Origin of the sequence: Terrilactibacillus laevilacticus, assembly GCF_006517395.1 — a bacterium.
Taxonomy (GTDB): Bacteria; Bacillota; Bacilli; order Bacillales; family Sporolactobacillaceae; genus Terrilactibacillus; species Terrilactibacillus laevilacticus.
The window spans coordinates 1-10,811 of record NZ_VDCY01000026.1 but is presented as its reverse complement, the minus strand read 5'-3'; the positions used below and the strand labels follow the sequence as shown (position 1 = coordinate 10,811).

The following is a 10,811-nucleotide window of genomic DNA, read 5'->3' as shown; positions in this document are numbered from 1 at the left end:
ACCTCATGGCTTAAGTATGGACATCAAAAGATAAGGCTAAAAGCGGATACCGTCTAAAGACGGTGGAGTTAGACCACGCATTTGGAAATTAAAAAATAAATAGTCCTTACATTTCATGCCAAGTTGGCATTTATAGCAAAACAGTTCGTACGAGGCTCCATGTCAAGCGTGTCCTTGCAGAATATTTGAACAAAACGACTTAATAAATCTGAAGGGTAATTTCTCCATTCTAGTTGTCTATTTTCTTGACATAATACCAAAAACGATTCAAGAACGCGATTATCTGTATGGTAATACTAACTTCTTTTTATAAATTCGATTTAAGCCGCTTTCCTCATATGAAAATAATACAGCTTATAGTAAAAAAACTCGCCTTGTGTTAGACGAATTTTCTTTATTCAGTATAAATCCTTTAAAACTCACATTAGATGAATAAATAAGTTTAAAAACCGATATTCATTTTGTCTGACTTTAACTGTAAATTAACTATATCAAATTTATGCTTTCCGATTTAAAAATTGATTTGTAGACAATCGCACCTGATTATTTTCTTAATTTGCTATATCCTCTTCACTTTTTGTTATCAAACGAATAGCCTTGACGATGGCTTCTCTTGTCTCGATCGGCATTTTCTCAGCATCTAGGTCATGTGACAATCCAAAAGGGTTTGTGGCTGTCCATGCGGTAGCTAAGGCCATGATGGTAGTCATAAGGAAGCCAGGAGTGAATGTAGTTCCTACCAATCCAGCGTTTTGCGCTTCCATTATTTCTTTTATTTTCTTCTCTTGGACTGTGGCCCGTTCGGTTAAGGTTCCAACCCTCTGTTCCAAACTGTACCATGCCATTAGCCGCATAAGATCGGGATGTGTCATAGCGAAATCGAAGACTCTTGCCGCATAACCAGGAAGATCCTCAGGTGTAAAGTCTATTTCTTCGTAAACACGAGTGAGATGCTTTTGGAGAACAGTGGTAAAAAGTGTCTCTTTATTCTCAAAGTAAATGTAAATGAGGTTCTTGTTGCATCCAGCATTCTTCGCTATGCGATCAACACGTGCGCCTGCAATACCAAAGGAGGAGAACTCTTTCATGGCTGCCTCTAATATCCGTTTTCTTGTTGCTTCAGCGTTTCTCAAATGTTGTCCCTCCTATATCATGTATTTTGTGTTTACAATATATCACATAGATCACTTAATTGACAAACTGGTTAGTTAGTTGTATATTCTAACTAACCAGTTGGTTATAATCTCTGGTACTCTTAATGAAAGAAGGAATACACCATGACACAAAGCAATATAAAGGTTGCCCTAGTTACAGGCGGAAGTCGCGGCATTGGTCGAAGTACTTTGCTTAGCCTTGCAAACCGTGGCTTTGATTCTATTTTCACATATCATTCCAACTTTAAAGAAGCTGAAAAAGTCGTCTCCTTAGTACGTGAAACGGGGCAAAAAGCTATCGCCTTGCAGTTAGATACCAGTAATGTCAGCACTTTTGACTCTTTTGTACAAACCTTAGATAGAGCGCTTAAAGAGCTGGGAGCAACGCATTTCGATTACCTCGTAAACAATGCAGGTACATCGCATCACAATTCATTTGAGAAGACGACCGAGGAAGAGTTGGATAAGCTTTACGACGTTCACTTCAAGGGAGTCTTCTTTCTAACTCAGAAGCTATTACCACTTATCAACGATGGTGGACGGATTGTGAACATCTCTTCTGGTCTAACACGTTTCGCTGTGCCAGAAAGCGGTGCCTATGCATCCATGAAAGGTGCCATTGAGGTTCTGACGCGTTATATGGCGAAAGAGTTGGGGCCACGTGGGATTGCTGTCAACACTGTTGCACCTGGGGCTATCGCAACTGATTTCAGTGGAGGAATTGTACGTGATAATCCTGATGTCAACAAACATATTGCGGAAATGACGGCTCTTAGCCGTGTCGGCCAACCTGATGATGTAGGGCAGGCTATCGCCTCACTACTTTCGGATGAGAATCGATGGGTCAATGCCCAGCGCATAGAAGTCTCGGGTGGCATGTCGATCTAACTTTATAGGGATTATTTTGCCTTTTTCAATTCTCAATCATGCAGAATGAACACCATCAAAGGCACCTTTGATGTTTCATTGACAAGAGTTGCACAATCTGAAGATACAACCATTAATGAAATGATCATTCTGCTTCAAACAAGAAGCTTAATATCTAAAATACTGCTCCAGTTACCTTTTGGGGCAGTTTTTTATCTTTCAAATTAAAATTAACAATAAATTGAAAGAAAATGGGAAAGGGATTGATAGAAAAAGCTAAAATTCACGATTGATTAATTTTATCTCTTCGTGTTTTAATGGTTAAGACCTCCACCTCTAAGCGAAGCGAAGGTGGGATCTTTCAATCAGGTGGAGTAGAATCTCCACCTGATTTTCCGAAGTTTCAGCTTGCTGAAACGAGTTCACTAGCGCTTATGGAAAAAATAAAAGTAAAATTCCTAATAGTATTAATCCTAACGGTAAATAAATATAACTTCCCCAAGATAAAATGTCATAAATTGTGTAAGCCATTAATAGTAGTCTCTTCCATCCTTTAATTTGTTCATCATCATCGTTTTTAAAATCATCTTTTATAAAAAAATTCAACATAACACCCCCGACTACAATGAATCCCATTCCCATTAAAATCCTCATTAGTTCAACATTCCAATTTCTATGAAAAATAGAATTAACTTCATCATTTACCTACTTGTTTCCTTGTTAACAAATCGCATTCTTTTTATTTCAGGAAGATACATCTTATATTTTAGGCTTATTAATAATGACTTGACTACATTTTGCATTAAACTAAAAAAAGGATCTCTTAAAACACTATATTTAAAGGAATTAACCTATTTGTTTCAAATATAGAAACAAATATTTCTTTTTTTGATTTTTCAATTGACCGCATTTACTATAAAAACGTGAGGTGAGAGCAATGAGCCAATATGAAGTTTCTACTTTGAAAAAAGGATTAATGATTTTAGATGCGCTAATGCAAGAAGATAGTATGACGTTAAGTGAAGTCATGAATAAATTTTCTCTAAATAAGTCGACCACTTTCCGTCTTCTTTATACGCTTGAACTCATGGGGTATGTAAAAAAAGTCGACAATTTATATCGCGTGACAAACAAAGTTGGGGGACCAACAAATCCTTTTAATGCCAGACTTAACTGGCTATCGGTTCCACCATTATCTCAACTTAGTTCTGAGGTTGGCGAAACGGTATTTATCGGCATATTACACGGAACGGATATTGTCACAACACAAATCGTAGATACTGCAAACTCCATGAGCATTCCTTCCAAAACTAATGAATGTAATCTGGGCTGTGATTCCAAAATAGGAGAAAGTGCTCCGGCTCATCTTAGTGCTCTTGGTAAAGTGATTATGGCTTTTTTAAATGAGCATGATCGAGAAAGATTGCATGAAAGTTTGGTTAACCAATTAAATTTGGTTCAAAAAACCAAAAACACATTTATCGATCCTCATTTGTTAAAAGAACACTTAAAAGTCATTCGAAGCCAAGGGTATGCCGTGGACAATGAGGAAACAGAGATTGGTTTACGTTGCATTGCCGCACCTATTATGTATGAAGGTGAAGCCATCGCCGCAGTAGCTATATCAGGTCCGACTATTCGTTTGACCAAGAAACTCGATAGGGGGCTTAGTAAAAGATTGATTCAATGTAGTCATCAGATTTCTAAAATGCTGGAATAATCAATAATAGAGGAGTTGATGAAGATGTCAACAAAAGCCTACATGGCTTTATTCGCATTAGCCATTAGTGCCTTTGCCATCGGTACAACAGAATTTGTTATTGTTGGGCTATTACCAACAGGCGCACATGATTTGAACATCCCCGTAACGAAAGCTGGAACACTGATTTCTGGATACGCTATTGCACTGGCCATCGGAACACCCATTATTACAGCACTTACAGGACGTATTCCGAAAAAAGGATTTCTCCTTATTTTGATGACATTATTCACCATCGGCAATGCACTATCTGCGATTTCACCATCTTATGAAATATTGATGCTATCGCGTGTGATTACAGCCATAACACATGGTGTATTTTTTGCGATTGCAGCTGTTGTTGCTACCAATTTAGTACCAGAGGATAAACGAGGAACAGCGATTTCCATTATGTTTACGGGATTAACGGTAGCCACTATTGTCGGTGTTCCATTAGGTACCTATGTTGGTCAACATTTAGGGTGGCGTACCACATTTATTGTCGTCGTTACTTTAGGAATCATAGGTCTTATCAGCAATATTCTGGCTGTTAGCAAGGTTAAAAATCAAAGCCATCCACCAACATTTAGGGATATAGGAGAACTTATTAAAAACAGGCGCATCCTTCTCGCATTATTCATGACAGCTCTAGGATTTGGCGGCACCTTTGCTATATTTACGTACCTAACCCCTATTTTAGAGAATATAAGCGGCTATTCTTCTGGATCCATTTCTCTATTACTTCTAATTTATGGAATAGCCGTAGCCATCGGTAATCTCTTTGGAGGAAAAATGGCAAATGAACATCCTGTCAAAGCCTTACGTTGGATCTTTCTAGTCCAAAGTATCGTCCTTTTACTTCAAATATGGCTTTTACCAAGTAAATCTCTTAGTATACTATCCATTTTACTATTAGGTTTATTAGCTTTTACGATGTCGCCGGGCGTACAAGCGTATATTGTCACATTATCTGAAAAGTTAGTACCATCAGCAAAGGACATTGCTTCAGCGTTAAATATCTCCGCTTTTAATATCGGCATTGCTGTAGGATCTTTACTTGGAGGATGGGCTGTTGATCACTTAACCTATTTAGATACAGCCTGGATTGGTGCCATCATGGTAGCATTGGCTTGTCTTCTTGCAATTCTCAATTACAAATTAGATAAAAAACAAAAATTATTTTAAAGGAGCGTATATAAAATGAGCTTACAGCAACTTGAACAATTAGAAACGGAACTACAATTTGAACACTTTACCAATGAAGATGCCCTCAACTTAGGCTTGACCCTGATTCAATATGCAAAAGAAAATGGAAAGTCCATTGCTATTCATATCGAACGAAATCGCGTCCCCCTTTTCACACATTTAATGGATGGCACATCAGAAGAAAATGTATACTGGTTCTATCGGAAAAAACGAGTCGTCGATCATTATAATCATAGTTCTCATTATATTGGTAAGCGTTTTGAAGAAGCTGGAACAACACATGATGAGAGTTCACTTCTATCACCAGCCCAATACCAAGCTCAGGGAGGATCTTTCCCTATCCAAGTGGAAGGAATTGGTGTTATAGGTTCCGTCACAGTATCAGGATTAACCCCACAACTTGACCATGATTACGTTGTGGAAGGAATTAAAAGATTTTTGAATAAGTGAAAGTTAATGTCTGAAGAAAAACGTTTAATTAAGCCTCTAAGGTCGCAAATTAATTTCACAATTTCAATTGAAATCGTTGGTTAAATTATAGTCCCCTATCGAATTGAGATAGAGGACTATAATTATATTGATGATTTCAATCTTTGCCATTTTTAAATTAAGCTCTTTTGTTCATTCTATAATGAATAGCCACCAGCACCAATGAGTGCCAAGCCAATGGAAACAACAATCAGTACCAAGTTATATTCAAACCCGCCTGTAGTGTTAGAAAAACCTTTTGATCCATGAACCTTAATAATCGCTCCTAGCATAATTATTGTTATTATAATTGCTCCAAGAGGTAGAAGGAAGCCTAAGATGAACAATATTCCACTAACCAATTCTCCAAGTCCACTAAGTGTTGCTACTAGAATACCAGGTTTAATACCAATCGATTCAAACCATCCTCCGGTCCCTTTAATCCCATGTCCTCCAAACCATCCGAACAATTTTTGACTTCCATAAAATAAAAATACAATTCCTATAATCAAACGAATTAATAATAATCCTAAATCTGTCATAATAAAATACCTCCAAAATTTTTATTTAATACTTTCTTATTTAATGCTTTAATTCTATTTTTATACTTAAAAACTCAACTGATGTTCATTCTTCTTTCCAGCGTTATTTAAAAATGCAATGGCTATGGCTAACATTAATTTTGCTTTTTTCCTAGAATAAGGAGAAACTATAATAATAAAGATCTCGTATTATCTATTCATCAAGATTCCTGACTTAGATTGGCATTAATCTTTGCTCTAATTGATCTCTATATTGTTCATAACGCAAAGGCAACATTAATTTTGCTCCCATCGTTTCTTGCGATTCATCATGTGCAAATCCCGGTGGATCGGTTGCTATCTCAAATAGAATTTCCCCATGTTCTCTAAAATAGATGGAATTAAAATAATTTCTATCTTGAACAGGTGTGACCCCATAACCTTCACTGCTAATATATTGCTGCCATGCTAATTGATCTTCGTCATCATTAGCTCGCCATGCAATATGATGAACCGTGCCGACTCCCATTTGTCCGCTTGCTTGGGGGATTAATTTCAAATCGATAATGTTTCCAATATCACTTTTGGAACGAAAACGTATGATATCATTTTCTTCTCCTACTATTTCAAAACCTAAGATGTTTTCTAGAAGACGCGCTGTTTCTTTTGGTTGAACTGATAACAGTGTTGCTCCACCAAATCCTTTAATGGCGACCTCTGGTGTCACTTCACCGAAACTCCAATGATTGATTTCACCTTCTTCTCTCTCGACCATTTCTAAATGAAGTCCATGTGGATCATCAAATGTTAAATAAGTCTCACCAAATCGTTCTGTTTTAACAAATGAAACATCATACTTAGAAAGCCTTTTTTCCCAAAAACTTATTGCTCCTGGAGGAATAACATAAGATGTCACCCCTACCTGGCCGCCGCCAATTTTACCTTGATAGGCACCTACCCAGGGAAAAAACGTGATGATGGTACCTGGTTTACCACCCTCGTTTCCAAAATAAAGATGATAAGTCCCCGGATCATCAAAATTCACCGTCTTTTTAACAAGACGTAAACCTAACACACCAGCATAAAAATCAACATTTTCTTGCGGATTTCCAACAATGGCTGTAATGTGGTGTATTCCTGCCGTTTTTTTATTCATTTACATCCCCTCCTTGACATGAAGTTGTCATTCTGTTGTACAAAAGTATATTGATGTAATATCTCGAATTCGAGATATTTATTTAAAAAAATATATCTTTAATTAATTTATCTCTAATTCGAGATAATTTTATTACATAATTTACTCTGTGTCAACTAAATAACCAAAAATAATTAAAATTCTTTTAAAGTATCAATGAATATACCATACAAAATATTTGGTGCCAGGCACTTGTCGCATTAGATGAAAACTTTGACCGGATTTTTGCTTAATTTTCTAAGTGAATATATTAATATACTAAACCTACCAAGCACACCTGTAACGTTGCTTGGTTAAACCCCAAACAACATTAGAAATGTGACAACATAGAATGGCAAGTATACAAAAACGGGGTAAAACCTATCAATTTACTGTAAGTCACATAGTCAACGGTGGATTCAAAACAAAAAAAGAGGCACAAATTGCATCTGCAGAAATAGAGGCACAATTAACTAAAGGTAGCTAACAGTTTTTTCCTAAGAGTTAATAGAATAGTCATTATAAAAAAAGTAACTTACCCTGCCCGCTAAGTAATTTGAAATCATTACTATTTAAATTGTTCCCGAATAGGATAAGCCCATAATGGTAAATTACTCGTTTCAAAAGTAATCTGACCATCATTTACTTCCAATATAATTTCTCCATCATCTTCACTATTATCGATTAACACAAGGTTATCAATCATATTGGCATTTTTATAGAGATGTTCAAAAGAGGTTTTACTTCTTCTGATGATATCCTCAGTTGGAATATTATGGCCACCATTTTTAACTCTCATTGCAACTCGTTCAATATTCTGATTCACATTACTTAGAGCTACGTAAAACATATTGATTTTATAACCCATTGCTTTAGCTTTTTCCATTTGTCTAATGGCATTTCCACCAGCAAGCGTTGTCTCAATAGAGAACTCTTTGCCTTCCTTAATGTATTCATTCACTGATTTTATTACTTCTTTTCCCGCTGTTACCCTTTTAGATTCAGGGTTATCTGGATCAATTCTTCGTGCTATGGCATCCGGATCAATGTTAATCTCAACACCAATTTTGTCAATAATTAAGTTTCTTATTGTACTTTTTCCGCTTCAATTATTTCCAGCAAACACATAAAACATCGGGCCATGCTTATGCATCATGATTCACCATCATTCATTAAGGGGACTATATCTCCATTAGGATATTCTTTTACCAATTTGCCGTTCTTCTCATACACAATATAAGTGTTATTTACTTTTGCATCAATTCTTGCTCGCTCACCAGTCATCTTGACCCATTTGTCTGCCCATGCAAATTTTCGTTTTGGTACATTATTTTGCTCTTCCAACATAGAAAACACCACCTTAATATTTTATTATATCAGTTTGATTCTACTACTACATCTTTCAGGATGGGTGTGTTTTTTTACTTTTGAGATATTTTATTTCTATGTTCTCATTAGTTATTATCTTTTGGTGCCATACACTTGTCAAAAGTTATCAAGCAATGCACGTACTTCATCTGTTGATCCTGTGCTCATCAACTGATTTCTTAATTCACTCGCTCCTCGAAACCCTTTGACATATATCTTAAAAAAGCGATGAAGAGCTGTGAATGGACGTGACTCTAATTCTTTTGAATATTTATCATGGAGATCAAGTTGCATTCTTAAGAGATCAAGCAATTCTATACTGCTATGTTCTTTCGGCTCTTTTTCAAAGGCAAATGGATTTTTAAAAATACCACGCCCGATCATAATCCCATCAACACCATATTGATGAGCGAGCTTCAAGCCAGTTTGACGGTCAGGAATATCCCCATTGATCGTTAATAGTGTTTCCGGGGCCACCTGGTCACGAAGTTTCTTGATCTCCGGAATCAACTCCCAATGAGCATCTACTTTGCTCATTTCTTTTCTTGTACGCAGATGAATAGAAAGATTAGCGATGTCTTGTTTCAATATATGTGTTAGCCAGTCCTGCCATTCGTCTACATCCGTATAACCAAGCCGTGTTTTCACACTTACAGGCAATCCTCCTGCTTTTGCTGCTTGTATGACATCTGCAGCGATTTCTGGACGAAGGATAAGGCCGCTTCCCTTCCCATTTCTTGTCACATTGGGTACTGGACAGCCCATATTAATATCCACACCCCTAAATCCAAGTTTCGCCACACCCATACTCGTTTGTCGAAAAAATTCGGGCTTGTCCCCCCATATATGCGCAACTATTGGTTGTTCATCCTCTGTAAAAGTCAAACGTCCCCGCACACTTTGGTTTCCCTCAGGGTGACAATAACTCTCCGTGTTTGTAAACTCTGTAAAAAACACATCAGGTCGACCTGCTTTACTCACTACATGGCGAAAAACAACATCCGTCACATCTTCCATTGGTGCAAGTACAAAAAATGGTCGTGGTAAGTCACGCCAAAAATTATCTATCATATTCAAATTCAAATCCTCTCATTATGGGATACTAAGTCAAACTCTTAATATTTGCTATCAGGCACTTGTCGATTATATTCTGCCATAAACAAAACTTAAATTACATCAAATGCTGTAATGATAATATAACTTCAAGGTGCTGTCTGCGTTTCTTTGATATTTCTAAATACTCATCTTCAAGCACATCTTCATCAATAACATGATCGTTTTCCATTGTATCGTAGTATTTCTTATATAAAACTTCCATTAATAATTCGTTTTTTTTGTAATGCTTCTGATACGAAAAATTTCTGCTCAGTGTTTTCTTGATAAACAAAAATTTCAGAATCAAAGTCATCACATATAATATAACGTGATCTTCGATATTTAAATAAGTAAATATTTCCATCTTGCGTGTACACTATCCTACAGTTTCTAATAGCTTGGGATAGACGGTGCAGTTCTCGATCATAATCGGAAGTTGACTCTGAGTATACCTTTCTACCTTTCCTTTTACAATCTTTGCACAGATTATTGCGGTGGCCTTTCCCGCTAAATTTCTCATTGAGTAGATAATCCCCACATGCTAGACAGTAATGACCTCGTTTCTTATTTCCCACTTTTGAACCTCTCACGACTAAACTCGCGAGATTCTTTGACCCGAACCTAATGTGGTCATTAGACCAGTTGGATTCGTGTTGGGACCGCCAAAAGCCCCCTAGACACTTTATCCATATGGATATTGTGCTTACTTTTTCTTAAAATATTGGCTGCACCATTTAGATCCGCGTTAATGAGTAAATTTTTCGCTGTGCGATATAAGCCTCTTTTAATTCTCCTTCCGGAGAATTTTTTCTTCGTATTAGATTGGCCGTAAACAGATATCTCATCTTGATCTAAAAAACTGGCTTTAGACGTATAGGATTCTTCTTGTCTTATGAAGTTAATCCCATATCGATTGCACATCGATTCTAATTTTTTCATCCAAATAGAATGCGGAATCTGCACAAACGTTTGTTTATCTTTTTTACTAAACTTAACTTCTTGCTTCCACTCCTTATTGTGGCCAATCACTATTTTACCGATTCCGTTACTCAAACAATGGTTGATAACGTAGCGTGTGGTTTTATTTAAAAAATCGTGTAAAATATGATTACGTTTTACTAATAAGCGGGCTTGTTTTTTAGTTAGATGCTTGATTTTTTGTCGATCTTTGATCGACTGAAGACGTTTGTTTTCTTTGTTATACCATTGGTTAATGGATT

At 36.6% G+C, this 10,811-nt stretch carries 12 protein-coding genes and 2 pseudogenes; 5 read left to right on the top strand and 9 right to left on the bottom strand.

Translation table 11 applies throughout. The features are described 5' to 3' along the window. Positions 1–551: 551 nt before the first annotated feature. Entirely contained in the window at positions 552–1,133 is a 582-nt protein-coding gene (locus tag FG390_RS15275; RefSeq protein ID WP_141191897.1) for a TetR family transcriptional regulator, read from the bottom strand. 144 nt (positions 1,134–1,277) lie between these two features. On the opposite strand from FG390_RS15275, the gene FG390_RS15270 reads away from it, so the two are divergent. Next, positions 1,278–2,042 (top strand): SDR family NAD(P)-dependent oxidoreductase, encoded by a 765-nt coding sequence (locus FG390_RS15270; RefSeq protein WP_141191896.1) that lies wholly within the window; start codon positions 1,278–1,280, stop codon positions 2,040–2,042. Between the two features lie 411 nt (positions 2,043–2,453). Here the strand turns inward: FG390_RS15270 and FG390_RS15265 are convergent, their stop codons facing one another. Then, positions 2,454–2,657 carry a hypothetical protein gene (locus tag FG390_RS15265; RefSeq protein WP_141603547.1) on the bottom strand — a complete coding sequence of 68 codons (204 nt, stop codon included), beginning with the start codon at positions 2,655–2,657 and terminating at the stop codon, positions 2,454–2,456. A 301-nt stretch (positions 2,658–2,958) separates the two neighbouring features. Between FG390_RS15265 and FG390_RS15260 the strand changes: the two genes are divergently transcribed. The 3 genes from FG390_RS15260 to FG390_RS15250 are packed head-to-tail and all read left to right on the top strand — an operon-like array spanning position 2,959 to position 5,415. Beyond that, positions 2,959–3,741 carry an IclR family transcriptional regulator gene (locus FG390_RS15260; RefSeq protein ID WP_141191894.1) on the top strand — a complete coding sequence of 261 codons (783 nt, stop codon included), beginning with the start codon at positions 2,959–2,961 and terminating at the stop codon, positions 3,739–3,741. A 24-nt stretch (positions 3,742–3,765) separates the two neighbouring features. Further along, positions 3,766–4,944, top strand: coding sequence for an MFS transporter (locus tag FG390_RS15255; RefSeq protein WP_258311693.1), 1,179 nt, complete (start codon positions 3,766–3,768; stop codon positions 4,942–4,944). Between the two features lie 15 nt (positions 4,945–4,959). Beyond that, positions 4,960–5,415, top strand: a complete 456-nt coding sequence (locus FG390_RS15250; RefSeq protein WP_141191892.1) for a heme-degrading domain-containing protein — start codon at positions 4,960–4,962, stop codon at positions 5,413–5,415. Positions 5,416–5,591: 176 nt separating this feature from the next. On the opposite strand, the gene FG390_RS15245 is transcribed toward FG390_RS15250, so the two are convergent. Beyond that, the gene (locus tag FG390_RS15245; protein ID WP_141191891.1) at positions 5,592–5,975 is read right to left on the bottom strand and encodes a DoxX family protein; all 384 of its coding nucleotides are present in this window, start codon (positions 5,973–5,975) and stop codon (positions 5,592–5,594) included. A 214-nt stretch (positions 5,976–6,189) separates the two neighbouring features. After that, positions 6,190–7,110, bottom strand: a complete 921-nt coding sequence (locus FG390_RS15240) for a ring-cleaving dioxygenase (protein ID WP_141191890.1) — start codon at positions 7,108–7,110, stop codon at positions 6,190–6,192. A gap of 370 nt (positions 7,111–7,480) precedes the next feature. Between FG390_RS15240 and FG390_RS15235 the strand changes: the two are divergent. Continuing rightward, a pseudogene (locus FG390_RS15235) lies at positions 7,481–7,609 on the top strand (Arm DNA-binding domain-containing protein); the annotation flags it as partial. An 87-nt stretch (positions 7,610–7,696) separates the two neighbouring features. Here the strand turns inward: FG390_RS15235 and FG390_RS15230 are convergent. The 5 genes and pseudogenes from FG390_RS15230 to FG390_RS15210 form a co-directional block, all read right to left on the bottom strand. Next, a pseudogene (locus FG390_RS15230) lies at positions 7,697–8,221 on the bottom strand (ATPase); the annotation flags it as partial. A gap of 59 nt (positions 8,222–8,280) precedes the next feature. Then, complete coding sequence (locus FG390_RS15225; protein WP_181406523.1) at positions 8,281–8,475, bottom strand: hypothetical protein; 195 nt, start codon at positions 8,473–8,475, stop codon at positions 8,281–8,283. Between the two features lie 138 nt (positions 8,476–8,613). Continuing rightward, the gene (locus tag FG390_RS15220) at positions 8,614–9,567 is read right to left on the bottom strand and encodes a tRNA dihydrouridine synthase (protein ID WP_141191898.1); all 954 of its coding nucleotides are present in this window, start codon (positions 9,565–9,567) and stop codon (positions 8,614–8,616) included. Between the two features lie 100 nt (positions 9,568–9,667). Then, positions 9,668–9,955 carry a hypothetical protein gene (locus FG390_RS15215; RefSeq protein WP_141191889.1) on the bottom strand — a complete coding sequence of 96 codons (288 nt, stop codon included), beginning with the start codon at positions 9,953–9,955 and terminating at the stop codon, positions 9,668–9,670. Positions 9,956–10,224: 269 nt separating this feature from the next. Beyond that, positions 10,225–10,811 (bottom strand): IS200/IS605 family accessory protein TnpB-related protein (locus FG390_RS15210; protein WP_141191888.1); only part of this gene is annotated, 587 nt, incomplete at its 5' end.

What these genes read in the sequence shown, in the direction of transcription:
- FG390_RS15215 (WP_141191889.1), bottom strand. Translation starts at nt 9,955, where the DNA reads ATGGAAATATTTACTTATTTAAATATCGAAGATCACGTTATATTATAT.
- FG390_RS15260 (WP_141191894.1), top strand. Translation starts at nt 2,959, where the DNA reads ATGAGCCAATATGAAGTTTCTACTTTGAAAAAAGGATTAATGATTTTA.
- FG390_RS15240 (WP_141191890.1), bottom strand. Translation starts at nt 7,110, where the DNA reads ATGAATAAAAAAACGGCAGGAATACACCACATTACAGCCATTGTTGGA.
- FG390_RS15255 (WP_258311693.1), top strand. Translation starts at nt 3,766, where the DNA reads ATGTCAACAAAAGCCTACATGGCTTTATTCGCATTAGCCATTAGTGCC.
- FG390_RS15265 (WP_141603547.1), bottom strand. Translation starts at nt 2,657, where the DNA reads ATGGGATTCATTGTAGTCGGGGGTGTTATGTTGAATTTTTTTATAAAA.
- FG390_RS15225 (WP_181406523.1), bottom strand. Translation starts at nt 8,475, where the DNA reads ATGTTGGAAGAGCAAAATAATGTACCAAAACGAAAATTTGCATGGGCA.
- FG390_RS15220 (WP_141191898.1), bottom strand. Translation starts at nt 9,567, where the DNA reads ATGATAGATAATTTTTGGCGTGACTTACCACGACCATTTTTTGTACTT.
- FG390_RS15270 (WP_141191896.1), top strand. Translation starts at nt 1,278, where the DNA reads ATGACACAAAGCAATATAAAGGTTGCCCTAGTTACAGGCGGAAGTCGC.
- FG390_RS15250 (WP_141191892.1), top strand. Translation starts at nt 4,960, where the DNA reads ATGAGCTTACAGCAACTTGAACAATTAGAAACGGAACTACAATTTGAA.
- FG390_RS15245 (WP_141191891.1), bottom strand. Translation starts at nt 5,975, where the DNA reads ATGACAGATTTAGGATTATTATTAATTCGTTTGATTATAGGAATTGTA.